The 25935-nt window shown below is 69.3% G+C and carries 19 protein-coding genes and 1 pseudogene; 15 read left to right on the top strand and 5 right to left on the bottom strand.

Features of this window, described 5'->3' with window-relative positions; genetic code table 11:
- Positions 1 to 295: 295 nt before the first annotated feature.
- Positions 296 to 1348 carry an AAA family ATPase gene (locus ENSA7_RS05265; RefSeq protein WP_372237553.1) on the top strand — a complete coding sequence of 351 codons (1053 nt, stop codon included), beginning with the start codon at positions 296 to 298 and terminating at the stop codon, positions 1346 to 1348.
- 6 nt (positions 1349 to 1354) lie between these two features.
- Here ENSA7_RS05265 and ENSA7_RS05260 read toward each other — a convergent pair whose 3' ends face one another.
- Positions 1355 to 2518, bottom strand: a complete 1164-nt coding sequence (locus ENSA7_RS05260; RefSeq protein WP_106088094.1) for an MFS transporter — start codon at positions 2516 to 2518, stop codon at positions 1355 to 1357.
- Positions 2515 to 3384, bottom strand: a complete 870-nt coding sequence (locus ENSA7_RS05255; RefSeq protein WP_106088093.1) for a class I SAM-dependent methyltransferase — start codon at positions 3382 to 3384, stop codon at positions 2515 to 2517. The genes ENSA7_RS05260 and ENSA7_RS05255 overlap by 4 nt, the downstream gene beginning before the upstream one ends.
- A gap of 133 nt (positions 3385 to 3517) precedes the next feature.
- Here ENSA7_RS05255 and ENSA7_RS05250 point away from each other — a divergent pair, with 133 nt between their 5' ends.
- Genes ENSA7_RS05250 through ENSA7_RS05230 form a run of 5 tightly spaced genes read left to right on the top strand, consistent with a single transcriptional unit; the run spans position 3518 to position 11988 of the window.
- Complete coding sequence (locus tag ENSA7_RS05250) at positions 3518 to 4363, top strand: hypothetical protein (protein ID WP_106088092.1); 846 nt, start codon at positions 3518 to 3520, stop codon at positions 4361 to 4363.
- Between the two features lie 7 nt (positions 4364 to 4370).
- A complete protein-coding gene (locus ENSA7_RS05245) occupies positions 4371 to 7148 on the top strand; it encodes a GNAT family N-acetyltransferase (protein WP_106088091.1) in 2778 nt (925 codons plus the stop codon).
- 3 nt (positions 7149 to 7151) lie between these two features.
- A complete protein-coding gene (locus ENSA7_RS05240; protein ID WP_106088090.1) occupies positions 7152 to 8948 on the top strand; it encodes an IucA/IucC family protein in 1797 nt (598 codons plus the stop codon).
- Positions 8945 to 10249 (top strand): lysine N(6)-hydroxylase/L-ornithine N(5)-oxygenase family protein, encoded by a 1305-nt coding sequence (locus ENSA7_RS05235; RefSeq protein ID WP_106088089.1) that lies wholly within the window; start codon positions 8945 to 8947, stop codon positions 10247 to 10249. The genes ENSA7_RS05240 and ENSA7_RS05235 overlap by 4 nt, the downstream gene beginning before the upstream one ends.
- Positions 10243 to 11988 (top strand): PepSY domain-containing protein, encoded by a 1746-nt coding sequence (locus tag ENSA7_RS05230; protein WP_146157355.1) that lies wholly within the window; start codon positions 10243 to 10245, stop codon positions 11986 to 11988. Before ENSA7_RS05235 ends, ENSA7_RS05230 begins: the two co-directional genes overlap by 7 nt.
- Positions 11989 to 12174: 186 nt before the next feature.
- Here the strand turns inward: ENSA7_RS05230 and ENSA7_RS05225 are convergent, their stop codons facing one another.
- Positions 12175 to 12978, bottom strand: a complete 804-nt coding sequence (locus tag ENSA7_RS05225) for a DUF3800 domain-containing protein (protein ID WP_181233191.1) — start codon at positions 12976 to 12978, stop codon at positions 12175 to 12177.
- Between the two features lie 116 nt (positions 12979 to 13094).
- On the opposite strand from ENSA7_RS05225, the gene ENSA7_RS05220 reads away from it, so the two are divergent.
- The 4 genes from ENSA7_RS05220 (at position 13095) to ENSA7_RS05205 (ending at position 17446) form a co-directional block, all read left to right on the top strand.
- Positions 13095 to 14180, top strand: coding sequence for a DUF58 domain-containing protein (locus ENSA7_RS05220; protein WP_181233189.1), 1086 nt, complete (start codon positions 13095 to 13097; stop codon positions 14178 to 14180).
- A complete protein-coding gene (locus tag ENSA7_RS05215; protein ID WP_106088086.1) occupies positions 14177 to 16366 on the top strand; it encodes a vWA domain-containing protein in 2190 nt (729 codons plus the stop codon). Before ENSA7_RS05220 ends, ENSA7_RS05215 begins: the two co-directional genes overlap by 4 nt.
- Positions 16367 to 16407: 41 nt before the next feature.
- Positions 16408 to 16932, top strand: coding sequence for a hypothetical protein (locus ENSA7_RS05210; protein WP_106088085.1), 525 nt, complete (start codon positions 16408 to 16410; stop codon positions 16930 to 16932).
- Positions 16933 to 17035: 103 nt separating this feature from the next.
- Positions 17036 to 17446: a carboxypeptidase-like regulatory domain-containing protein gene (locus tag ENSA7_RS05205; protein ID WP_146157354.1), complete on the top strand. Its 411-nt coding sequence runs from the start codon at positions 17036 to 17038 to the stop codon at positions 17444 to 17446.
- 7 nt (positions 17447 to 17453) lie between these two features.
- Here ENSA7_RS05205 and ENSA7_RS05200 read toward each other — a convergent pair whose 3' ends face one another.
- Positions 17454 to 18209, bottom strand: coding sequence for a hypothetical protein (locus ENSA7_RS05200; RefSeq protein ID WP_106088083.1), 756 nt, complete (start codon positions 18207 to 18209; stop codon positions 17454 to 17456).
- A 137-nt stretch (positions 18210 to 18346) separates the two neighbouring features.
- Here ENSA7_RS05200 and ENSA7_RS05195 point away from each other — a divergent pair, with 137 nt between their 5' ends.
- Positions 18347 to 19219, top strand: a complete 873-nt coding sequence (locus ENSA7_RS05195; protein WP_106088082.1) for a 3-hydroxyacyl-CoA dehydrogenase family protein — start codon at positions 18347 to 18349, stop codon at positions 19217 to 19219.
- Between the two features lie 13 nt (positions 19220 to 19232).
- Here ENSA7_RS05195 and ENSA7_RS05190 read toward each other — a convergent pair whose 3' ends face one another.
- Positions 19233 to 20834, bottom strand: a complete 1602-nt coding sequence (locus ENSA7_RS05190; RefSeq protein ID WP_244923717.1) for an alkaline phosphatase PhoX — start codon at positions 20832 to 20834, stop codon at positions 19233 to 19235.
- A gap of 428 nt (positions 20835 to 21262) precedes the next feature.
- Between ENSA7_RS05190 and ENSA7_RS05185 the strand changes: the two genes are divergently transcribed.
- The 4 genes and pseudogenes from ENSA7_RS05185 to ENSA7_RS42065 all read left to right on the top strand — a co-directional run.
- Positions 21263 to 23596 (top strand): DUF2586 family protein, encoded by a 2334-nt coding sequence (locus tag ENSA7_RS05185; protein WP_244923716.1) that lies wholly within the window; start codon positions 21263 to 21265, stop codon positions 23594 to 23596.
- 32 nt (positions 23597 to 23628) lie between these two features.
- Complete coding sequence (locus ENSA7_RS05180) at positions 23629 to 24126, top strand: phage tail protein (RefSeq protein WP_106088080.1); 498 nt, start codon at positions 23629 to 23631, stop codon at positions 24124 to 24126.
- A 60-nt stretch (positions 24127 to 24186) separates the two neighbouring features.
- A complete protein-coding gene (locus tag ENSA7_RS05175; RefSeq protein WP_146157353.1) occupies positions 24187 to 25032 on the top strand; it encodes a hypothetical protein in 846 nt (281 codons plus the stop codon).
- Positions 25032 to 25935: pseudogene (locus ENSA7_RS42065) on the top strand (hypothetical protein); the annotation flags it as partial. The gene ENSA7_RS05175 and the pseudogene ENSA7_RS42065, both read left to right, overlap by 1 nt.

Genomic DNA, 25935 nt, shown 5'->3' with positions numbered 1-25935 from the left:
TCAAATCCTCGCTGGGGCCACGCGAGCTGGCCGTCGGCGCCTGATCCCGCCGATCGAGCGGCGCTCGCGGGAGTCGCTGTTCAGCGATGTCGGACAGCTCACGGGGGCCGCTCCCCCCAAGTTCGAACCTCACGACCGCGGCGATTGGAATGCATTCGAGCGCCAGTACGCACAGTCGCCCGCGCGCCGGGGCTGCGCTCTGGTGGCGCGAAAGCGTGCCGGGTATATCCTGCCCGCCCCATGCGCGCCTGTGGGTGCCATGTCCGGCATGCCCGGCATGTCCAGCATGGCCAGCATGTCCCGCACGTCCATCATGCCCGACGCACCGATGACCACCCCCCAGACCGGGCCTCAGGCCGGGTCCCCGGGCCGCTCCGACACCGAAGCGCTCGAGGCCCTGTCCCGCACCCACAACCGGCTGCTCGAGCAGATCGAGCGGCGGGTGGTCGGCCAGCGCGAGGTCGTGGAGCTGTTGTTGGTCTCGCTGTTCGCGGGCGGCCACGCGCTGTTCGTGGGGGTCCCGGGCCTGGCCAAGACGCTGCTGGTGTCGAGCCTCGCCGAGGCCATGGACCTCGAGTTCTCGCGCATCCAGTTCACGCCGGACCTGATGCCGAGCGACATCACGGGCTCCGAGGTCCTCGAGCAAGACCCGAGCGGCCGCCGCAGCTTTCGGTTCGTGCCAGGGCCCGTGTTCTGCAACCTGTTGCTGGCCGACGAGATCAACCGGACCCCGCCCAAGACCCAGGCGGCGCTGCTGCAGGCCATGCAAGAGGCCAAGGTCAGCGCGGGCGGCAAGACCCACCCGCTGCCGCCGCCCTTTCATGTGTTCGCAACGCAAAACCCGATCGAGCAAGAGGGCACCTATCCGCTGCCCGAGGCCCAGCTCGATCGCTTCATGGTCGAGATCCTGGTCGAGTATCCGGGCGAGGAGGCCGAGCGGCAGATCGTTGCCATGAGCCTCGACGACCGACCCAAGCTCGATCCGGTGCTGACCCCCGCGCAGCTGCTGGAGCTGCAGGCGCTGGTCCGTCGCGTGCCCGTGCCCGCGTCGGTCGTCGAGCACGTGGTCGAGCTGCTGCGAACCACCCGACCGCAGGAGCCTCGCTGCCCGCCAGCGCTGCGCGAGCTGCTGCGCTGGGGCGCGGGTCCGCGGGCCGGCCAGCAGCTGGTGCTCGCCGCCAAGGCTCGCGCGGCGCTGCAGGGGCGCGAGGCCGTCACGATCGCGGATGTCCGCGCGCTGACTCCCGCCGTGCTCCGGCATCGCCTGGTCCCCTCGTTCGCGGCCCACAGCCGCGGGGTCGGACCCGACGAGCTGCTCGCGCGGGTCCTCGACGCCGTGAAGATCTGAGCGAGCTCAGCCGGGGTCCGGCTCGCGGATCGCCACGCTCGCCGACACGATCGCAAGCGCCACGCCCGCGCCGAGCAGGCTGGGTGAGCCCGGACCGAGCGCCTCGAACGCGACCCCGGCCGCGAGCGGGCCCAAGATCCGGGCGAGGCTCCCCGCCGAGCTGACCAGGCCAAAGTCCGCGCCGCGGTGGGCGGGGTCGGAGCGGCGGCTGATCATCGCGTTGAGCGTGGGCGCGCTCAGGCCGTTGGCCAGCGCGACCAGGCCGGCCCCGAGCGTGACGCCGACCCAGCCGGGCGCGAGGCCGATCGCGGCGAGCCCGAGCGTGAGCAGGACCAGCCCCACGCGCATCGTCGCGAGCTCGCCGAGCCAGGTCGCGAGCTTCCCGACGATCACGGCCTGGCTCACCACGATCACCACCCCCACCAGCGCGAACACCAGGCCGGTCTCGGCCGCTCCCCAGCCGTGGCGGCGCTCGACGAGCAGCGCAAACGTCGACTCCATCGCAGCGAACGCCGCGAAGATGCCGAAGTTGACCAGCGCGAGGCCGAGCAGCTTGGTCCGGCGTCGGGGCGGCCGCGCGGCGGGTCCGGGCGCTGAGCTACCCGCTGACGTACCCGCGGTCCGCTCGACCTCGGGCAACCACGCGAACGCGAGCATCCAGCTGACCGCGGCCACGACCGCCGCGACCACGAACGGCAGGCCCGGATAGCTCGGGGTCGAGAGCAGCCCGCCGAGCGCCGGCCCCAGCACGAACCCCACGCCGGTCGCCGCGCCCAGCCGCCCCAGCGCCGCCGCGCGCTTGCTCGGCTCGACGCACGCCGCGACGTAGGCCTGCGCGGTCGGGGCGTTGGTGCACGAGCCCGAGAGCAGGCGCGCGGCGAACATCAGGGCCAGGCCGTCGGCGAGGCTCAGCATCACCATCGACGCACACGAGCCCGCGAGTGAAGCCAGCAGGATCGGGCGTCGACCGATCCTGTCCCCGAGTCGGCCGACCAGCGGGCCAGCGAACAGCTGCGCGACCGAGAAGCTGGCCGCGAGCATCGTGATCTCGAGCGGGCTCGCGCCGAACCGCTCGGCGTGAAACGGCAAGACCGGGAGGATCAGCCCGAACCCCACCATGTCCAGGCACACGCTCACCCACAGCACCGCAAACCCGCGGCGCTCGTTCATGCGTGCTCGCGAGCGGGTCGAAGCCGAAACCGATTGAGCGCGTGGGAGCGGAGCCGCTGCGATCGAAACAGGCGCAGATACGGCCACGCGATCCGATGCTCGAGCGGCACCCGACGGCGGACCGCGAACGGCAGCTCGGCCATGGTCGTGCGTGCCACCAGCTGATGCCCCCACGCTTCAATCGGACTGGGGTCGTCGCAGCCCCACACGAACGGCGCCTGGTAGGTCTGCATCATCGGGCGATCGCTGGCCGCGAGCGCGGCGCGACTGACCGTGTCGAACACGAACTCGCTCGCGGGAAACACCTCGGCGAGCTGATCGAAGCCACGCCGGACCGTGGGCTCGGTCAGGTACACCAGCACCGCCTCGCTCACGAACATGATCGGTCGGTCCGCGCCGTGATCGCCGTCGGCGGTGAGCTGCTGGTGGAGCTCGTCGATCCAGGCGTGGTCACCAAACGCGCCCTCGATCATGGTCCGCCGCGCGCTGTCCGTGAAGAACCGTCGACGCAGCGCGAGCGAGTCCGGCAGGTCGAGGTCGAACCAGCGCACGCTGCCGTTGTCGAGCCGCTCGAACCGAGTGTTGAGGCCCGTGCCGATCTCGACCACGACGCCAGCCGGGTGCGCGCGCAAGAACGCCTGCACCCAGCGATCGATCATCACCGTCCGCAGGCACGCTCGAAACGCGAGCGCGCGCAGGCCAGCGAAGCGACGATCGAAGTCGTAGTCGAGCTGGGCCACGATCTCTCGCGCCTTGGGATCACGCAGCAGCGCTCGACCCCGCTCGGTCTCCACCGCGCGACACCACAGCGGGATCATGAGGGTCTCGGCCACGCCGCCGAGCTCGACATGTTGTTTGTCTGTCATGAGGTCGGCGCATGTCTACATGATTTGAATTTTCAATATCAAGTTAAATTTTCGTTTCTTTAGGATTTTAGTCTCTGAACGACGATCGAATTTTAAGTTGAATATCGTTTTCAACTGCAATACCTTCCCGGCCATGCGTCCCCAGGCATTGATCTCGCTCACCTTGGTGCTCCCCTGCTGGCTGTCGGCCTGCGCTTCACCCGATGCCGACGACCACGGCGACAGCCACGTCAGCCACGGCGACACCGACACCGACGGTGACAGCGAGACCAACGCGGACACGGGGACCGACACGACGCCCAGCACCGACGCCGAGACTACGGACACCTCCGAGCCCGACCCCGAAGGTGCGCAGTGCCAGGCCGATCTCCAGGACTGCCCCGAGGACTACAAGTGCCTGCTGCGGCTCGGGGCCGAGGACTGGGAGTTCGTGTGCCTGCCGATCAACGGCGACGCCGAGGTCGGCGAGAGCTGTGAGCACGACGGCGTGATCGCCGGGACCGACAGCTGTGACGGCGAGTCGTGGTGCATCGGGCCCTTCGATCCATCCGGCGCGCCGTGGTCGGGCCTGTGCTACGGGCTGTGCGTCGGCGGCGAGTGTGACAGCGCCGATCGCTGCGTGGGGATCGGCTCGCTGCCCGTGTGCGCCCCGGTCTGCGATCCGCTGGCGGCTGGCTCGTGCGGTCCAACCGAGGCGTGCATCTTTCGGGCGCCCGAGGGCTTCGTGTGCTTCCCGCAGGGCGCCGAGGGCAACGGCGTCGGCGATCCCTGCGAGACCGGGGCCAGCTGCGCGGCCGGCTTGCACTGCGCCCAGAACGTCGCGGGCTGCGGGCCCGACAACTACTGCTGCACCGACTACTGCGACACCAACGAAGCCGGGAACACCTGCGCGGCGCAGGACATGGGCGCGGTGTGTGAGGCGATCGGCGCGAGCGATCCAACCCAGGCCCACGTCGGCGCCTGCGTGATCCCGAACTGAGCCGGCCATGAACGAGACACCGATCCCCAAGCGACTCGGCGAGCACGCGCCGGCCGGGTTCGACCCCGCGACGCAGGCGTTGTTGAGCGCGCTGATTCGAGAGCTCCCGGAGCTCGAGCGCTGGAGCGTGAGCTCCGAGGCCGGCTCCCACACCCTCGAGCTGCCCCTGCCCAGTCAGTCCGCCAGCGTGCGGGTGCCCCTGCGCGGGCCGATCGGGGTCGGGCGGATCGCGGCTGGACCGGCCCGCTTGCGTGACGCGAACGGGGTCGAGCAGGCGATCGACGTCAGCGAGCTGATCGCCCGCCTGGTCGACGAGCCGCGGATCGCCGCGACGATCGGGCTCGACCGAGCGAGCGCGGCCACGCGCGAGCGGTTCGTCGCGCGGGTTCGGGCCAGCGCGGCCAACCTCGCCCAGACCCTGGCGCTGCGGGCAGACGACCTCGATCACCTCGCCCACAGCCCGCTGGGCTTCATCGAGGCCGAGCAAGGGCTGGTGCTCGGACACTCGGTCCACCCCGCGCCGCGGCTGCGCGAGGGCCTGCGAGACGACACCGACGCCCGCTACATCCCCGAGCTTGGCGGGGCCACGCCGCTGCACCTGTGGGCGGTCGCGCGCGAGCGACTGTTGGTCGGCGGCGGCGAGGCTGCGAGCGCGCGGCTCGACCAGCTGATCGCCAGCGACCCCGAGTGGGCCACGCTCGCGGACTCGCTCGACGAGGCCTTCACCCTGCTCCCGCTCCACCCGTGCCAGGCGCGCGCGCTGGCGAGCGAGCTGGTCGACGCGCGCGGGCAGCTGCGACCGCTCGGCCCGATCGGTCGCCACTGGTCGCCAACTTCGTCGCTGCGCACGCTGTTCACCGACGGCTCGCCGTGGATGCTCAAGGTCTCGCTGCCGATCCGCCTGACCAACTCACTGCGGACCCTGTCGCCCGCCGAGCTCGAGCGCGGCGTGCTGCTTGGCCGCGTGCTCCACGAGACCGAGGCGAGCGCGCTCGAGCGCCGTCACCCCAATTTCAGGATCTTGCGCGAGCCGGCCTACTTCGGGCTGCGCGACCTCGCTGGCGGACCGGCCCCGCGCGAGTCGTTCATCGCGCTGCGCGACAACCCGTTTCGCGCAGACCAGCCGGCCGAGGTGCTCGCGACGCTGCTGCAAGATCACGGCGTCACGGGGCGCAGTCGACTCGCGCTGCGCATCGAGCAGGCCGCGGCGCGATCGGGGCTGCCCGCGGTCGCCCTCGCGGACCGGTGGTTCACGCGGTTTTGCGCGGTGGTCCTCGATCCGATCCTCGAGGCCCAGGCCGACTTTGGCCTGCTGCTGAGCGCCCACCAGCAAAACTTGGTGCTCGGGTTCGCGGACACCGGACCGCTCGCGGGGATCGAGCCGCAGGTCGCCTGGTTTCGTGACGCGCAAGGCACGGCCTACACCGAGCTCGCCGCGCGTCGGCTGTCCGAGCGCCTGCCGGCCGTCGCTCGGTCCACGTTTCGCTCACCGCTGGCCGAGCGGGTCTGGGCCTACTCCGTGGTCATCAACGGCGTGTTCAATGCGATCGCGTCGCTGGCGATGATCCCCGGGGTCGGCGTCGCGGCGCTGCTCGAGCGGCTGCGCGCGGTGCTGGAGGCCCAGCGCGAGCGCGGGCCGGTCGATCCGCGCGGGCTCGACTACCTGCTCGACGCGCCGCAGCTGTGGACCAAGGCCAACGTGTTTTGCTTCGCCAGCGACCTCGACGAGGTCTCGCTCGCCGATCCCCAGGCTGTGTACCGGGCGATCGCCAACCCGCTCGCGCGGCCCGACGTTGTCGAGCACGAGCGCCCGGCCGGTCGCCGCCGCGCCGCTCGCTTCGCCAACGCGGAAGGCCCGGACCAGACGGCGACGATCGAGCTGGGTGCCCCACCTTCCTCGCCCGGCTGGCGACCCGGGCAGATCGAGCTGGGCGCCGAGCAGCGCCGATTCGAGCTGCGTGAGGCCGGCCCCCGGGCCGAGCTTCGCTGGCTCGACCACGGCTCCGAGCGGACCCACTCCACGACCCTGGATCACCTGTTCTCGACCCACGCAGGCCTGCGCCACGTGTTGGTGAACGGTGACGTGGTGGTCCGTGACCACTTCTTTCAGCAGCGCTCCCCGTGGCACTGCGCTGGTGAGCTCACTGCCGAGCTGCTGGGGGACACAGCCCGGACGACGACCGGCGCGATCGAGCACCCCCGCCGCCCGAGCGCGCCCGCGGGCCAGCTCTACGCCCGCTACTGCCCGAGCATCGATCGCAACTTCACGCTCCACAGCTTCGATCCCGACCGCGACTTCGACCGCTTCTGCGGATGGATGCAGGATCCCGTCGTCGCGCAATTCTGGGAGCAAGACTGGCCGCGGGCGCAGCTGCGTGATCGCATTGACGCGCTGATCGCCGACCCCCACGTGATCCCAGCGATCGGCCGCTTCGACGATCTGCCGTTCGCCTACTTCGAGATCTACTGGGCCAAGGAGGACCGGCTCGGGCCCCACTACGCCGCCCACGACTACGATCGCGGGTTTCACATGGCGATCGGCGAGCCCGAGGTTCGCCACCGCGGCTGGGGTCGGCAGTGGTTCCTGAGCATGGCGCATTTTTGTTTCCTCGACGACCCCCGCACCCAGCGGTTGGTCGGCGAGCCGCGGATCGACCAAAGCCGGGTCCGCGGCTGGGCAGACACGACCGCGTGGCGCGAGTGGGGCGAAGTGCAGTTCCCCCACAAGCGCGCGGCCCTGATGGTCCTCACCCGCGACCGCTTCTTCGCGGAGTTTGGGAGCTGAGCGATGACCCGGGACGACGATGACAGCCATGACAGCCATGACTGGCAGCGCAGCTGGGCGGTCGCCAGCGCGCGGCGGCTGGCCCAGGCGATCGGGGAGCTGAGTTTCGAGGCGCTGCTGGATCCGCGGCCGATCCCGGAGGCGGGCGCGGGCCACTACTCGCTGAGCTTCGCCAACGCCGTGGCCTACCAGTTTCGCGCCACCCCCAGCGCGTGGGGTGGCGTCCACGTCGAGCTTGGCAGTGTTGCGCGCCGCGTGGGTGCGCGGCCGTTCGAGCCGGCCGACTCGCTGATCCAGCTGCTGCTCGACGCCCGCGAGCAGCTCGGCGCCTCGGTCGAGGTCCTCGCTGGGTGGTTCGAGGAGATCCAGGCTGGGCTGCTGGCGGAGTCGATCCAGTGTGAGCGGCTTCGAGGCCGCCCCGCGAGTGAGCTGGCCTCGCTCGAGACCGTGGCCCTCGAGCAACACCTCGACGGACACCCCAAGTTGATCGCCCACCGCGGCCGGGTCGGCTGGGGGCTCGAAGATCTCCGCGCCCACGCGCCCGAGTCCCACGCGCGCGTGCGCTTGGACTGGCTGATCGTCGACCCTGCGCTCACCCGACGAACCGGCGCGGCCCCTGACCTCGTGGACCTCGTGGACCTCGTGGATCATTGCTGCGACCCCGACGAGCGCGCGCGACTCGACGCCCAGGTGGCCGCGCGCGCCCCCGCGTTGGCCGAACGCGGCGTGCTGGTCCCCGTTCACCCGTGGCAGTGGCAGCGCTGGATCGCCCCGCAGTTCGCTCGCCAGCTGGGCGTTGGCGAGATCGTCCACCTCGGTCCGTTCGGCGACCACTACGCCCCGCGGCTGTCGCTCCGAACCCTGGCCAACGTGGATCGGCGACACGCCGCCGACCTCAAGCTCTCGCTGACGATCCTCAACACCTCATGCTGGCGCGGGCTGCCGGGACGCCACGTCACGCACGGCGCGGCGATCGGCGCGGCGCTGGGCCAGCTGGTCTCGCGCGACCCGGCGCTGAGCTGCGTGCGGGTGCTCGGCGATCTCGGCGGCGTGTCCGTGCCACACCCCGAGTACGAGGCGCTCGGGCACGCGCCCTATCGCGTCCGTGAGCTGATCGGCGCGATCTGGCGGACCAGCGCCGCGACCCGGCTCGAGCCCGGCGAGGTCGAGGTCCCGGCGGCTGCCCTGCAACAGTGTGACCTGGCCGGGACCCCGCTGCTCGCTACCTGGGTCGAGCGCAGCGGCGCGACGGTGTCCGACTGGTTGACCAGCTTGTTCGAGCACACCGCGGTGCCGCTCTATCACCTGCTGTGCGCCCACGGGCTCGGGGAGATCGCCCACGGACAAAACCTGGGCCTGGTCCTGCGCGAGGGCCTCCCGGTCGCGATGTTCCTGCGTGACTTCCACGGCGATCTGCGCCGCAGCGAGCGGGCTCCGTTCGCGCCTGGCTCCGCGCTGGCGGGCCTCACCGCGCTCCCCGACGAGCACCTCTTGCACGATCTGTACACGGGCTACTTCGTCAGCGTGCTCCGGTTTGTCGCGCCGCTGGTCGAGCGCAGCTTGGGCCTGCGCGAGCCGGAATTTCTCGCGCTCCTGAGTCGCGCGCTTCGCCGCCACCAGGCCGCGCACCCCGAGCTCGGCGAGGCGTTCGCTCGATTTGATCCGTTTCAACCCGCGATGGCGCGGATCTGCCTGAACCGCTCGCGCCTGCGAGCGGCCCACGGCGGCGGCGCCCAACGGCCCACTCCCGAGCTCGGGCCGCCGCTGCGCAATCCACTAGCAACCGAGGACTACACATGAACATGGACGAGGTCGATCTCGCCGGCGTAGGCGTCGGTCCTTTCAATCTGAGCATCGCGGCGCTGGCCGACGAGGTACCTGAATTGCGCGCGCGCCTGTTCGAGCGACGTGAGCGGTTCGCCTGGCACCCAGGCCTGATGTTCGAGGGCTCGCGCATGCAGACCTCGTTCCTCAAGGATCTGGTCACCGCGGTCAGCCCCACCAACCCCCACTCGTTCTTGAACTACCTGGTCTCGCACGGGCGCTTCTACTCGTTCTTGGCCACCGAGCACGCCGCGATCGGGCGCCGCGAATTTGCCGACTACCTGGGCTGGGTCGCCTCGCGCCTCGAGTCGCTCAGCTTCGCCGACGAGGTCCGCGAGGTTCGCTCGACTCGCGACGGGTTCGAGCTGATCCACGACCGCGGCCGAACCCGAGCGCGGTGCGTGGTCCTGGGGACCGGCCGGGTGCCCAGCGTGCCCGCGTGCGCTCGCCAACATCTGGGCCCCCGCTGCTTCCACGCGATCGACACGCTGACGCGCCCGCTCGATCTGCGCGGCTCGAAGGTCGCGGTCGTCGGTGGTGGGCAGACCGGCGCCGAGCTGGTGCTCGAGCTGCTGCGCGGGACCTGGGGCGAGCCGGCTCGGGTCACGTGGGCCTCGCGTCGACTCAATTTCGAGCCGCTCGACGAGAGCCCATTCGCCAATCATTTGTTCACCCCGGAGTTCATGGCGATGTTTCACGGGCTCGAGGGTGCGCGGCGCGAGAGCTTGCTCGAGCGGCACAAGCTGGCCGGCGACGGGATCTCGCTGTCGACCCTGCGCGCGCTGCATGATCGCGCCTACGAGCTCGGCGTCTCGGGGTCCGAGCTGCGCCTCGATCTGCTCCCCGCGCGCGAGCTGATCGACGTCGAAGCCCGGGGCTCGGGCGGCTTCGAGCTTCACCTGCACAACCTCCTCGACGAGACCAACGAGCCAGTTCAGGCCGACTGGGTGATCCTGTGTACCGGCCTGCGCGAGCAGCTGCCCGGCTGCGTCGAGCCGCTGCTCGCCGAGCTCGAATTCGACGCGCAACGTCGGCCGCTCGTCGATCGGAATTTCGAGCTCCGACGCCCTCGCCGCGGCAACGAGCGGCTGTACATCGTCAACGGCGGACGCAGCACCCACGGGATCGCAGAGTCGCAGCTGAGCCTGATGGCCTGGCGCTCGGCGGTGATCCTCAATGACGTGCTGGGCCGCCGTCGCTTTGACATCGAGCGCGAGCGGGGGTTGATCCGGTGGCAGGCCGCGCCGAGCTGGGCGGCCCGGGGCGAGGCGTGTTGACGCCGCAGGCCGAGGCGCCCGCTACCCCCGACAAGCCCCGCGCCAACCGACGCGAGCGGGCGCGCACCGTGGGGATCGTGATCGGGTCCGGGATCTTGGCCTGCATCGCCACGTGGCTGTTCGCGCGGCTGTGGCCGGGACCGCCGGTCGAGCGGGCGATGCTGGCGACGCTGCTGTTGGTGCCGCTGTGGACCGGGTTGGCGCTGGCCGGCGTGGCGGGACCTCGGTGGGCCCGCCGGGGCCACTCACGTCGAAGCTTGTTCGGGCTCCACCGCCGACTTGGGGCTGCGCTCGCGCTCGTCGCGATGGTGGTGTTCGGTTCGGGCGTCGGCGCGGTGCTCGATCGGGCGCTGGCGGGGTGGCAGGTCCCCGCTGCGTCCGCCGAGTTGCGAGCCACGCCTGCGCCCGTGTCCGAGCAGGCGCTCGACGACGCGCTCGCCACCTTGTTGCGCGACCACCCGGAGCTGTCCGCGGGTCAGCTCTCGCTGCATCCCGCGACCGCCTCGGAGCCGTGGATTCGCGCGGACTTCCACGACGCCGAGCGTCGGCACATTCGCGTGGATCTGGATCCTGCGACCGGCGAGGTGATCGGGGTCGGCGAGCCGCCGCTGTGGGTGCTGCGCGAGCTGCATCGCAGCTTGTTGGTCTCGCCGCAGCTCGGCGAGCCCTTGTTGGGGATCATCGGACTGTGCCTGGGGCTGATCCTGCTGTCGGGCTTGGCGACGCGACGGTGGGTGCGAACCGGCGCGCGCCCACGCACGCGGACCCAGCGTCCGCGGGCAATGGTCGCGCACCAGTGGTTGGGGCTCGCGCTGATCCCAGCCGCGACGCTGTGGGCGTGGTCGGGCGCGATGCTGGGTCTGACGCTGGTGATCGTGCCGCTCGTGGGTAGCGGGGCCTATCAAGGTGATCGCGCGGCGCTGATGCACGACGTGCTGGCCGTCGAGCGGGTGCCGCTGGCCGCCGAGTCTGGGCCGCTTCCGGATCTGCAGGCGCTGGCCGAGCGTCGCTGCCCTGAACTCGACGCCTCGCTGCCGGACGCTGGGGTGCATCGGTTGATCGTCCGGCATCCTGGCCGGGCGAGCGGTGCCGTGCGCGTGGACCTCGAGGGGGCTGGCCTGCTCGGCCGAGGCTCACTCACGGTGGGGGCGGATGGCGAGCTGCGTGACTGTCGGGCGCTGCCGAGCGCTGGCGTGGGGATGCTGGGGTTCATGGGCTCGATCGCGCTGCACTATGGTGAATGGGGTGAATGGGGCGAGTCGGGTGACCTCGTGCGGGCGCTCGTCGATCTCACCTACGTGATCCTGGGCGCGGCCCTGGTCGCGCTCGCGTGGCTGGGTGGATCCCTGCTCGCGCGCCGACGGATCCGGGATGGCGACCCACGCGGGGCGGCGCGGCTGCAGCGATGGCTGACCGGTGTCGGACTGGGCCTCGTGCTGGTCACGGTCGAGCTCGCGTTGCTGTCGAGGATCTCCGATGTCGCTCGCAACGCGGACTCGACGCTGGCGCTGGTGGGGGTGACTTGCGTGGTGATCGCCATCCACGTCTCGACCGGCGACGTGCTCATGCGTCGGCGGCAGCTGCTCATCGTCATCGCGGCGACGCTGGTGGCACTGCCCGTGCTCGGCTGGGTGCTCACGCAGGCGCGTCCCGGCGCGATCGAGGGTCTGGCGTTGCTGGCGGCGGCGAGCATCAGCGCGAGCATGCGGCGCTCATCTACGCCACCCCGCGCTCGCTAGACCCAACCCCCAGGGTCTGCGCCCGCCTCGAACCACGAGAAGCCCGTCCTCCTCCCGTGATCTGCCTCAGAGCAGGCGCGTTCACGGCTCTTGCTACCACCGAGCAGCCGTGCCACGCTTCATCTGGGTCTGACCCACGAGGTCTTCCTTCGAAGGCTGCTGAGGCAACGGCGAAAGCCGTGGGCCTCATTCTTTTTTAGCGACGTTCTCGAAGCAGTAGTACTTGATCCCGCTCGTGTTGACGTCATCGACATGAAGGTCGATGAGCTTCGATGCGCTCCTGAGCTGCCCGAACGGATAGTAGCTCGCGTCGTAGCCACCACGACAGATTGGGTACAGATAGAGATCCGCAATCTGCATCATGGGCGAGCTCTTGCGCTTCATCTTGAAGTCATGAAGCGTCTCGCCGAGCTCCGTCAGATTAAGCGGCGAGTACTTGGAGGCGCGAGCGTGATCAAAGGGGTGCCCCGCACGCTTCAGCTCCTCGAAATAGGTCTTCACTTGGCGATCCGTCTTGCGGTCGGACCGCTCGACATAGACGTTGAGCTTGCATCCTCGTGAGCGCGCAAATTTACTGGCTCGCTCAACGCCAATCGTGAAAGAGCTCCGGCACAACGACCACTTCTGCGACCCGTATTTGCCATGATAGCGAGCGTGGTACCCAGGGCGATCGATGACGCACGCGATCCCCACCACAGGCATCGCCAACAACATCGCCTGCAGTTCCGCAAGAAACTGATTTCGCGTCTCGAGTGGTGCGAGCCAGCGAAAATTCTTCTTGCGGTTGCGAATTTCCTCCGAGTGAAGGGGTGCACCGATCCCCCACTTGGCGCACAGCTCGCTATGCATCCGTCGGCACAGCTGCTCGTCTTGTTGGCGCACGAGGATCCCACCCAAGGCGAACCAGTCGGGTCTCGATCCGTCGCTCAGCTGGCGATCCGGGTGCCGCGCGCCGGAGTCGTCCATGTAGAAGGGATAGGCGGCAGCCACGCGCGCACGACCGTACCCGAGCGGTTCAACTCAGTCCAGTCAGCCCCTCCCCGCGCGCCCCGTTCGCGTTGCTCACCAGCCGTCGATATACTCCCGCATCCATCCGGGACCCACTCGTGCCTATCGACACTCGTGACACCAACGAGCCGAGCCAAGCGCGTGGCGCATCGAGCTTCCCGGACGATCCCAGCGATCCGATCGGCCGCCTGATCCCGGCGTCGCTGCGGGCGGCCCTCGCCAACCGCGAGCTGCTGGTCCGTCGGCCGGTGGCCGGGGCCCGGCATGGCGCCCATCGTTCGCTGCGTCCGGGCGTCGGTCGGGACTTCCGCGACTACCGGGCCTACGCGCCGGGCGACGATCCTCGCCGGCTCGACTGGCGCGCGGCTGCGCGAGCGGAGCGACTCGTGATCCGCCAGACCGAGAGCGAGGAGGAGCTCGACCTGGTCCTGCTCATCGATGGCTCCGGGGGCATGCACTACACCAGCGACGGCGACCGTGACCGCCAGCTACAAAAGTGGCGGCGGGCCGGGACCGTGGCCGCCGGGTTGACCAGCCTGGCGCTGCGCCAGGGCGATCGTGTCGGGTTCGGCGTCGGCCGCGACGACGCGCTCGAGCTCGCCGGGCTCGAGCCGGTCGCCCGCCGGGATCGACTGCGGACGGTCGCCGACGTGTTCACCCGCGAAGCCACCGGCGACTGTCCGTGGGAGCCGCTGCTCGAGGCCGTGGCCCCACGCCTGCGTCGGCGCGCGCTCGTGGTCGTGATCTCCGACTTCCTCGATCCCGGCGGCGCCGGAGCTGGCGTCAGCCCCGACGCCGATCCCGAGTCACCCCAGCGCGACGCCGACGAGTCACTCCAGCGCGGGCTCACCCTGTTGCGGACCGGCGGCCACGACGTCGCGCTGGTCCAGGTCCTGCACCGCGACGAGCTCGAGTTTCCCTGGGATCAGCCCCGCGTGCTCGAGCTCGAGGATCTCCGCGCTCGCCGACCGACGCTCGAGGGCCCGGGGACCAGCCTGCGCGCCGGCTACCTCGAGCGCCTGCACGCGCACCTGCGCTGGCTCGAGCAGTCGTGTGAGCGCGGCGGCTTGCTGCTCTCGCGCATGGTCACCGACGAGAGCCCGGCCGTGCAGATGCTGGATCTGCTCGCGCGCCTGGCCGGGGTCCCGAGCGACGCGGTCGCCCATGACGGGGGCGCCGCGTGAGCCTGCTGGCCCCGCTGGCGCTGCTCGGCTTGCTCGGGCTCGCGCTGCCGTTGATCGCCCACCTGCTCGGGCGCGAGCGGCCGCAGAAGATCCGGTTCGCCGCGGTCCGCTTCATCGCCCCGCGCGAGCCGGTGATCACCCAGCGCCGCGAGCTGCGAGACTGGCCGCTGCTGTTGATCCGCTTGCTGTTGCTGGCGCTGTTCGTGCTGGTGCTCGCGCGGCCTGTGATCGGCAGTGAGGCCGCGGTCGCGGTGCTCGCCGAGCCCCACGACGCGGTGATCCTGCTCGACGCCTCGGCCAGCATGGATCTGCGGGTCGACGGCCGCAGCGATCGGGACCGCGCGCTCGAGCGGCTCGACACGCTGCTCGACGCGCTGCCGCCCGGGAGCAGGGTCGGCCTGACGATCTCGGATCCCCGCGCCCCGACCGTCGCGCTCAGCGAGCTCGCGCAGGGCCGCCCGCGGGTCCGTGCGGCCACCGACGGCTGGATGCGCAGCGAAGACCGGGGCCCGCGCCCCGGCGCCTGGACCCTGGCCGAGGCGCTCCCACGCGCGAGCGCGCTGCTGTCGGACTCGCAGGCCCGGCCGCGGGTGATCTATGCGATCGGCGATCCAACCGATCGCGGGCTCGGTTCGCTGCCCGAGCTGACCGCCGGAGCCGTGACCGTGGTCGGCGTCCCCACGCGCGGCGCCCCCACGAGTGACGGCGCAGGCGTGCCGCCGCCACCCGAGCACGTCGGCCTGCGCGAGCTCGAGTGGTCGCCGGCCCCCGAGCTCGATCCCAACGCCGTCCGCGTCCACGCGCTGATCCACCGCTACGGCCCCTACGCAGACACCGAGTCCGCCGCGACCCTCGAGGTCACGGCCGCGCTCGAGATCGACAACGTCGAGGTCGCCCGGACCCGCGTCGCGCTCGAGCCCAACGCCGACGCCTCGGTCGAGTTTACCCACACCCTCGAGATCGGCGGCGACGAAGCCGGCGACCGGGGCACCCGCGCCCGCGTGCACCTGCTCGACCGCGAGGACGACCCGTTCCCGATCGACGATCGTCGTCACGTGTGGCTGGCGACCACCGAGGTCGTCGAGGTCCTGGTCGTCAACGGCGATCCCAGCGAGACCCGGGCCAACGATGAGATCTTCTTCCTCTCGACGGCGCTCGGCGCCAGCGATCTCGCCGAGCGCATGCGGCTGCGCGGCCTGGCCCTCGATCAGCTCGAAGATCGGCTGCGCGGCGATCCCAGCCAAGATCCGCTCGCGGACGTCGACGTGCTGGTGCTGGCAAACGTCCGCGCGCTGCCGGCCGAGCTCGCGCCGCGGATCCGCGCGCGGGTGGCCGCGGGCATGGGGCTGTGGATCACCGTTGGCGATCGGGTGAGCGCGACCGACTACAACGCTCGATTCGGCGAGCTCATGCCGCTGCTGCTGCGCGAGGCGATCTACACGGGCACCGCCCCCGGGCGCACCGAGGCCCGCGGGGAGAGCATCGCCCCCGTCCAGCTCTCGCACCCGATCTTCGCGGGTGCCACGACCGACGCCGCCGCCGACATCGATCTGGGCGGGACCCGAGCGCGGCGCATGTTCCTGCTCGAGCCGGACCCCCGCCGCGGAGCCGACATCGCCGTCGCGTTCACCAGCGGCGCGCCAGCGTTGATCACCCGCGAGCACGTGCTCGGTCGGGTCGCGCTGCTGACCACGACGATCGATCGTGACTGGGGCGACCTCCCGCTGCGGCCCGGCTTCGTGCCGCTGGCGACCCGCACCCTCGCGTGGCTGGCCGGCGCGCGAGGGCCCGGCGTCGGCGGGGTCGTGGCCGTGGGTGGGCGCAAGACTTTCGAGCGCGCGACCGCCTACACCGTGACCACGCCGAGCGGTCAGAGCCTCCCGGTCACCCCCAAGCACGAGGGTGAGCTCGCCAGCTTCGACGCCACCAACTCGCCCGGACACTACCGCGCCCGGGCGCGTGAAGCGGACGGCGCTCAGCCCCAGCCGGGTGACCACGCCGAGCGCTTCGTCGTCGAGTTCGACGCCCGCGAGGCCGACACCACCCCCGCCGCGATCACCCGCGGGCAGCCCGAAGGCGAGGCCGGAACCGTGACGATCTACGAGCCGCGCTGGCGCGAGCTGGCGCTGCTCGTGCTGCTGTTGCTCGGCGTCGAGAGCGGCGCCCGCTGGTGGCTAGCTCGCTGACGCGTTGTTCTGGGCCACGAAGCGGGCCACACTCGTGTTGGGTGAGCGTGATCCAGATCGCCGACGCGACCAGCGAGATCTTGATCGATGTCGCCCACGCGCCGCTGTATCTGAGCTGCTGGCGCGGACAGCTGAGCGTGGACGTGGTGACCCAGCTGTTCGAGTTCAGCCACGAGGTCGCCCAGGCTGCGCTCGACTCGATGACCCGCGTCGCCTACGTCAACCATGTCGACGACGTGCAGCGCCCCTCGTCCGACGTGCGGCGGACCGTCACCGAGCTCAGCCTCGAGCTCGCGCGGTCAGGTCGGCGGGAGCCCACGGTTGGCTCGTGGCAGATCATCTGCAACCCGCTGATCCGCGGCGTGCTGACGGCGCTGACTTGGGTCTCGAGCAAGATGGTCGATGGCCGGATCGTGTCGAGCTGGGAGCACGGCATCACCGAAGCCGTGGCAGCGCTCGAGGACGCGGGGCAGCAGCTCCCGCTGGGTGCGGAGATCGACGCGAGCCGATATCTGTTCCCCCACCCATCCGAGCAGGTTCCGCGGCGCGCAAACGGGGCTTGCTGAGGGCTCGCGCTCCGTTGTCGCATGAGTCGCGTTGCGGCCAAGCAAGTGAACGCTGGCGTGAAAGACGATCTCGGGGGATCATGCTGGCGGCATGCGGATCTGGATGCGAACCCAGACGCGAACCTGGGCGGCAGCGGTCGCCGCTGGGGTCGCGCTCGGGTGCGTCGCCGGTAAGCCCGAGCCCGAGCCCCTTCACGACACCATCTCGATCTTGTCGCCGCGCTGCGCGGGGGTCAGCTCGTGCGTGCTCGGCCACGTCACTGAAGCCGGCACGTCGGCCCCAGTCGCCGAGGCCGCCGTGTTCCTCGAGCGCGAGCTCGCGCCGGGCGAGGAGGAGCCCGTCCGCATCATCGCCCTGACCGACGAGCAGGGCGTGTTCATCGTCAGCGAGCCACCGCCGGGCAGCTATCGAATCGCCGTCTACAAGAGCCAGAGCAGCGTCGAGGTCAGCGGTATGGAGCTCGGCCGCGAGGGCGCCACGCTGCTCCCCGTCCGGCTCGCCCTGGATCCCTGAACCGTCTCTAAAAGATCCCGGCAAAGGTCAGCGCGGCGAGCACCGCGAGCACGCCAGCGCCGACGATCATCCCGATCATCAGCCGATCGAGCCGATCCTCGTCTCGCTGCATCTGCGCGCTGGTTGGCTCGACCCCGACCAGGTTGACGTCGTCATTCGCGTCAGCGTTGAGCGAGCGATGGGATCGGGTGATCCGCTCGCGCTCACGCTCACGCTCGCGGGCGGCCCGGCGGCGGCGGGAGAGCTCGGCGGACTTGGGGTTGTCGGGCAGCTGGATCCTGCGGGTGTCGCCGTCGAGCTCCTCGCCCGGGGGCAGCCGCACGACCGGCAGCGCCATGCTCGAGATCCCGCCGAGCGGGATGACCTCGCGCAGCTTTCGGCCCTCACCCGTGTTGCGCCGGACGATGCGACCTTGGCTGCCGATGAACGCCTCGGTCGCGCGCGAGATCGCGGCGATGTTCTCATTGGCCGGGGTCGAGAGATCGACCCGGACCATCGCGTGGTTCGGGCCCCGGCGCGCGCTGAACAGCCCCTCGACCTTGCGCAGCTGCGGACCGTCGAGCCGCGCGCTGGTGCACACCACGATCAAGCCCCAGGCGCCGCTGCGCTCGATCGCCTCGCCGACACGCCGGGGCTGCTCGTCGACCCCCGAGACCACCGCGACCTGTCGCCCAACTGCACGCAGGCCGTCGGCGATGGCCTCGAGCGCGTCTTCGTCGTCGGCCGCGCAGACCAACGTGACAACGACCTTTCGTGCTTCCATGAGAACAGCCAGGTGGATTGGTGTCGTCATTATACGTCGCGAAGCGCTGGAAAACACACAGCTCGACGTCGGGCAAAACGCCACACTTTCGCCAGACCAGCGCAGTCATCGCGCTGCGCATGCGGTAGATCGCTGGCATGTCCGACGCAATCGCCGACAACATCTCGATCGTCGCCGTGATCGGTGCTGGCACCATGGGTCACGGAATCGCGCAGGTCTGCGCAATGGCTGGCTGCACGACCCGGCTCACCGATGTGGGTCAGCCGCAGGTCGACGCTGGGCTCAGCATGGTCGCCAGCAACCTGGAAAAGGGAGTCGCGCGCGGGAAGCTCACCGAGGCGGACCAGCAAGCCACGCTCGCGCGCCTCACCGGCACGACCTCGCTCGAGGACGCCGTGCGCGGTGCCGACCTCGTGATCGAGGCTGCACCCGAGCGGCTCGAGATCAAGCGCGACATCTTCACCCGCGTCGCCGCGGTCGTCAGCGAGCACGCGGTGCTCGGGACCAACACCAGCTCGCTGTCGATCGCCGACATCGCCGCGCCGATCCAAAACCCCAGCCGCGTGATCGGCCTGCACTTCTTCAACCCCGTCCACATCATGAAGCTGCTCGAGATCGTCGTCGCCGAGCAGACCAGCGACGACGTCACCGCGCGCATGCGAGCGTTCGCCGAGCGCATCGGCAAGCAGCCGATCGTGGTCAAGGACGCCCCGGGGTTCGCAACCAGCCGCCTGGGTCTGGTGATCGGGCTCGAGGCCATTCGCATGGTCGAGCAAGGCGTCGCGTCGGCCCAGGACATCGACAAGGCCATGACGCTCGGCTACGGGTTTCCGATGGGACCGCTGAAGCTGACCGACCTCGTGGGCCTGGACGTGCGGTTGAGCATCGCCGAATACCTCGCCGGCAAGCTCGAGCAAGGGGCCCACTTCGAGCCGCCGCAGCTGCTCCGAGACATGGTCGCGGCGGGCAAGCTCGGCAAGAAGTCGGGCAGCGGCTTTTACGAGTGGTGACGTCGAGCGCGACTCAGTCCTCGTGGTCCGGCCGAGCGAGCAGGCTGCGCAGGCCGACCGCAGCGGCGGCGGTCACCGTGGCGGCGACGCCTGGGGCCTCGTCGCCTTCGGTCGAGCAGCCGCAACCTTCGGGGTCGCCCTCGAGGCCCGCGCGACCCGACTCAGTGCCCGTGCCCGTGTCCCCTTCGCCACCGAGATCGTCGCCGCCGTCGCCTTCCTCGTTGGCGCCCGGCTCTCCCGGATCGCCGTCGCCGTCGCCGTCGCCCAGATCACCACCCCCGTCACCGCTGTCCCCGTCACCATCCCCGTCCCCATCCCCGTCACCGTCACCCGGCATGGGGCCGACCAGCGGGAACGGACCCGTGACCACGAGCGTGAGCCCGTCGCCCTGAATGTTGACGAACAGGGCCTGGCCGTCGGGCGAGAAGCACACGCCCGCCAGCTCGCTGTCGCTCAGGGCGTTGCGGGCGAAGTCGCAGACGCCACCGCGCGGATCGATCCAGCGTATGTACTGATCACCGTCGCCATCTTCAGCCATGAACACGTCGCCCCACGGTGAGACGGTGATGTTGTCGGGGTTGTCGAGCACGCTCGAGTCGGTCGAGCGCACCACCAATTCGAGGGTGGGGCTGTCGCCGTCGACGAGCCGGAAAATCTGCCCCTTACCCGCCGGACCGCCGCTGGTCGAGCACACGTAGACCTGGCCCTCGTGAAACCAGATCCCCTCGCCACGGATGAACCGGGCCGCGCCCTTGCTCTGGGCCTCGTCGCGCAGTGAGTCCTCGTCGGGATCGGGCTCGTCGAGGTTGACCCACTCGACATTGAGCAGATCGTCCTCGGTCATGTCGTGGGTGTCGTACTCCGCCACGCCGACCACCGCCAGCGCCTGCAAGGTCCCGACAAACGGCTCGCTGCGATCGTCGGGAACGAATCGATACAGACACGAGTCATTGCGATCTTCGGTCAGGTACGCGTAGTTGTTGGAAGGATCGACACACACCGCCTCGTGGTTGAAGCGACCGTAGCCGTCGATGCGCTGGGGCGCCTGCACGCTGGTGGCGTCGGTCGGGCACAGGAACACATAGCCATGGCGGATGCCGCCGTTGATGCTGGTGTTCTCCTCGCACGACAGCCAGCCCCACGGGCTCGGGCCGCCTGCGCAGTTGCGGATCGTGCCGATCAGCACGAGGTTGCTCGAGATCCGCTCGAAGCTGGTCGCGTCGAGCACGAGCCGCGTGACCCCGCCCATACCCGCAGGCTCGTAGGCCTCGGGCACGGGCGACTGCCCGATCTTGTAGGGGCCATTGAAGATATCCCCAGCGCTGACCTCATGATTGCGCATCAGCACCAGCGTGTCGTCGGGGCCCGCGAAGCAGGCCATTCCATCGGCGCGGCCGGGGACCTGGTAGCCGTCGTCCATGGGGTCGCCCTGGGCCTCGAGGATTGTGTAGGTGAAGCCTGCTGGTAGATCGAGGATTCCCTCGGGATCGGGGATCAGATCGCCCCAGTCGCCTCGCGCCGCGGCGTGGCGGTTGTGGCCCAGAGAGAGCAGTGACAGCGCGGCCGCGGTCGCGCTGCTGGTGAGCATGAAATTTCGTCGTCCGATCGAGCGCATGGGCGCACTCTCGGGGGCTGTGGCTCTAGCTGCAATGAAACTTGTAGTGACAATGATATTGCGTGAGCGAGACGATTCGGTCTGTGTGTCAGGATGGGAAACGGGCCGACTCAGTGGTGTGCCAGGGTGGGTTGTGGCGTGATTGTGGGGATCTCCCGATCGCGAGGAGGGTCAGCCAGCCCGGAGGCGGGCATCACGTAGCGGCGCAACCACCCTTACATCTTTTGGACATTTCTGGCGGAGCCTCCGTCCGCCAGGCTGGGGGATCAGCCGAATTTCGCAGACCACCCGGCCGGGACACCCTGGTGCGATCGCCGCAACCTTCACTTTAGTACAGCTTCACTAAAGGACAGTTACATGCGCGATTCGCCCATGCCACGGTGCCCTCGTTCCAGCACGACACGCACTCGCAGAGGAAGAACAGCACAATGCCCGTACAAGTAAGCTACCCCGGTGTATACATTCAGGAGGTGTCCTCCGGTTCCCGGACAATCACCGGCGTATCGACTTCAGTCGCGTTGTTTGTCGGTATGGCCCAACAAGGGCCATTGGACACGCCAATGAGAACGCTAAGCTACACCGAGTTCGAGCGCACCTTCGGTGCGACCAACTCGCTCGGTGAGCTCCACGACCAGGTCAAGCAGTTCTTCCTCAACGGTGGGTCGACGGCGTGGGTCATTCGGATCGCCCAGAACGCCACCAAGGCCGCCATCGAGCTGTTCAACACCGACGCCACCAAGCTCGCGGTGCTGACGCTGACAGCCGTCAGCGCTGGCGTGATCGGCAACAGCCTCCGGGTCCATGTCGACTACGACACCCCGACCCCCGAGATGACCTTCAACATTCGCATCGACCTCGCAGGGGTCGACTCCGGCGGCGCGCCGATCACCGTCGCCAGCGAGCTGTTCAAGAACCTCTCGATGAACCCGACTGACGGCAACTACGCCGTCACAAGCCTCAATCAGAACTCGAACCTCGTGAGCGCGGCGCTGCACGACGACGCGCCCGACGCCCACAGCGGATATGCGATCTGGGGGACGTTGGAGGTCGACAACATCAACAACACCAACCTCGACGACGTGCTGACGTCCGTGGGCGGCACCGGCCGTTTCCTGGTCAGCGCCGACAATGGGCCCTACGTCACCGTGACCTTGGGCGCGAAGACCGTCGGCGCGGTCAAGGACGCCATCGAGCTGGCCCTGGCTCCGCAGGGCAAGACGGTCACCGTCACGATGTTCCAGATGGACGACGCCGCCACCTACTACGGCTACCGGATCAGCGCCGGGTCCGGCGGTCGCATTCGCTTCGCCAAGATCAACGCCGCTGACGACATCGGTGAGGCCATGGGCATGCCGGCCGAGTACGGCGCGCTCGAGGTCGACGGCTACGCCCGCAATCGGCCCGCGCCGTCTGGGTTGTTCTCGAAGCTCAGGCTCGACTCCGACGCCAACTTCCAAGGTAGCTTCGGTGACTTCTTGGTGGTCGACCCGGATACGATCACCGTCGAGTTCACTGACAGCGTGGTGACCGACGAGGCAATCAGCCCAATCGGCTGGACAACCGACACCACCTTGGCGCTGGACGGCGCCACCCCTCCGACGCTGCAGAACCTTCAGAACAACCTCGACGCGCTGATCGCCGCAGCGTCCGCAGTCTCGGCGATCGACTGGTCGTTCGAGCGTCAGGGTCACCGGCTGGTGGCATACGCCAACTATGGTGGTGACAATGGCGACACCAGCGGCGTCCTGGCCTCTGGCGCTGCCGTCGCGGTGTTCGACGGGTACTTCGACGCGGCGACCAACTTCACCCGCTATCAGTTCTCGAACCAGGCCGCCGTCGCCTACCAAGACGGCGCAGGCGCGGGCTCCAACGGCTCGCGGCCGATCGCCAGTGACTACAGCCTCGCCTTCGCCAAGGCCGAGCGCGACATCGACCTGTTCAACATTCTGGTGTTGCCCAGGGCTGAGGATCAATCCGACGCCCATCGCCAGGAGCTGTGGGGTCCCGCCAGCGTGTTCGCCAAGAACCGCCGGTCAATCTTGCTGGTCGATCCCGACGCCAGCTGGACCGACGTCGCCGCGGTCACCAGCAACATCGCCAATCTCCGCATTGGCGTGGCCACCGATCACGCCGCAGTGTACTGGCCCCGCATCAAGGTCAGCGCTGGCGGCGTGACCAAGAGCATCGATCCCAGCGGCGCCATGGCCGGGGTCATGGCTCGCACCGACGTGAGCCGCGGCGTGTGGAAGGCCCCCGCCGGCCTCGAGGCCAACCTCCTCGGTGTCCGCGGCGTCGAGCACTCGATGAGTGACGGCGACAACGGCACGATCAACCCGCTGGCGGTCAACGCCATCCGCGTGTTCCCCAACGGGGTGGTCAGCTGGGGCGCCCGGACCATGGTCGGCTTCGACAACTCGGGCAACGACGACTACAAATACTTGCCGATCCGGCGCCTCGCCCTGTACATCGAAGAGAGCCTGTTCCGCGGGCTCAAGTGGGCGGTGTTCGAGCCCAACGATGAGCCGCTGTGGCGTCAGATTGGCCAGACCGCGGGTGCGTTCATGAACAACCTGTTCCGCCTCGGCGCCTTCGCGGGCGGCAAGAAGAGCGACGCATACTTCGTCAAGGTCGACCGGGAGACCACGACACAAAACGACGTCAACCTCGGCATCGTCAATGTCGTGATCGGCTTCGCCCCCCTCAAACCGGCAGAGTTCGTGGTCATCACCCTCCAGCAGCAAGCTGGCGAGGTTCAGACCTAGCCCGGCAATCGATCCCCGAAAGGAGCAATCCCATGACACAATTTCCGGTAAATACTACCCGCATCGATCCCTACAAAAACTTCAAGTTCCGCGTGCGTTGGGACGGGAAGCTCGTCTGCGGCGTCAGCAAGGTCAGCGCGCTCAAGCGCTCGACTGAGGTCGTCAGCCACCGCGAAGGGAACGATCTGAGCACTCCCCGCCACTCCCCCGCGTCGTCCAAGTTCGAGGCCATCACGCTCGAGCGCGGCATCACCTTCGATCCCGAGTTCGAGGAATGGGCGTCAAAGGTCTACAGCGCCGAGGGTGACACCGCGGTCTCGCTCGCTGGCCTGCGCAAGAACATCACGATCGAGCTGCTCAACCTGCAAGGGACGGTCGTGCGCGCCTACGACGTCGTGCGCTGCTGGGTGTCCGAGTACACCGCGCAGCCCGAGCTCGACGCCAACGCCAACGCGATCGCCTTCGAGACCATCGTGCTGCAAAACGAAGGCTTCGAGCGCATCGACGTGTCCGAAGTCGAGGAATCCTAGCTCCCCACACGGAGCTCAACGCCGCCGTCAACGACGAACGAGATAGCCACGAGCTAGATCATGCTTCAGGTACGACTCGAACCCGGTCTCCCCGGCGGCCGCTGGGCCTGCATCAGGGGTCTGCGTGGCCACGACGAGCAGGCGCTCGCTCGCGGCGGCGGGGGCATGGCCGCGGTCGAGCTGCTCGACCGATTGTTGGTCGAGACGCCCGGGACCAGCGTCGGTCCCGGGCGCGCCTGGGAGCTCGCGGTCAGTGACCGCGATCGTCTGCTCGCGGCTGTCTACGCCTCGACCTTCACCGATCAGATCGAGAGCGAGGTCCCCTGCGAGCAGTGCGGCGAGGGATCAGACGTCAGCTTCTCGCTCGCTGCTTTCGTCGCCAGCATCGACGCCAGCGAAGACAGCCTGCGCGAGGCCGGCGTGGTCGGTCCCGATCCAGATGGGGCCTACTCGCTCGCCGACGGCACCCGTTTTCGGCTGCCAACCAGCGTCGATCAGCGCGCACTGCTCGGCGAAGCCCTGGACCGGCGTCGCCTCACGCTGCTCCGCGCCTGCATCTTGGCCGATCAGGATCACGCCGAGGGACGCACCGCCAGCGACATGAGCGGCGAGCTGCTCGATCGCGTCGAAGCGGCGATGGAGCTGGTCGGTCCAACCCTCGATCAGCATCTCTCGGTCGACTGTCATGAGTGCGGTGCTCGACGTGACATCCGCTTCGACATCCAACATTTCTTGCTGCGCGCCCTCGAGCATGAGCACCGCTACCTGGTCCGCGAAGTCCACTACCTGGCTTGCAGCTACGGCTGGAGCCGAGCCGAGATCCTCGACCTGTCTCGAGACGAGCGCCGCGCCTACGTGGAGCTGGTCGCCGCCGAGCGGGCCGCACGACAAAGCAGGAGCCTTTGATGAGCGCCTACGTCAACCGACTGATTCAGCGCTTCGGCACCGACCACGTCCGCGCCGACGGCGTTGACATGCACCCCGCGGTCCGCAGTCGCTCACCGATCGCGGCCGTCGATCAGCGGCTTGGCGTCGATGAGGCGCTCGGTCACGGGCTCGGTGGGGTCGAGCTCGAGGGTCATCACAATGAAGTGGCGCTCGACGACGCGGGCGTCGCGGAACCCCAGCTGGGATCCCGAATTCAGCGCAAGGCGATCAACTCACCGACCCTGGACCCGCTCCCGGCCGTCGCTCCGGCGGCGACTCCAGCCACGGCCAGCCACGACGCGCCCACCCCAACACCAACCTCCCAGACCTCGCCGGCCTCGACTCCGCCCATGCCAAGGCCCGGCCGTGAGCCCCTCGATCCTGGCTCGCTGTTTGATCCCATCCCTCGCTATTTTGACGAGCAACCACCGGCAACAGGCCTTCCACCCACGGCAACGCCCGAGGTTGCGGCCACCGTACCGTCGGCAGCAGCCGCGACCGAGCCCTCTGCAACACCCGACATTGGGCCCAGGCGCCGCTCGAGCTCGGACGAATTCCAAGTGTCGAGCTTACAGCCCACGGCGGCGAAATCGCTGGATCTGCGGTTTGTTGGCCCGGAGCTACCCGCAAGGTCGAGTGTGAAATCTCTTTTGGCTCCGGCCCCGCTGGCCCCGACCGCGACCGCGCCCGCTCGCGCTCCCTGGCGCTCGTTCCAGCCAGGGTCGCCGAACGCCGCGCTCGCGTTTCGAACCCAGCCAGCGGCCCTCGACCCCACCGCGCCCCTGACCAGTCCCGTGTTGGCCCCCAGCCCAGCTCCACAGCTCTACATCGTCCCGCGTCCACCCGCGCCCGCGCCCTTCATCCCCGAGCCCACGCGCGCCC

This window comes from Enhygromyxa salina (assembly GCF_002994635.1).
GTDB lineage: Bacteria > Myxococcota_A > Polyangia > Nannocystales > Nannocystaceae > Plesiocystis > Plesiocystis salina_B.
Note: the sequence above shows the minus strand (reverse complement) of the source record. Positions and strands in the feature narration are given on the sequence as shown.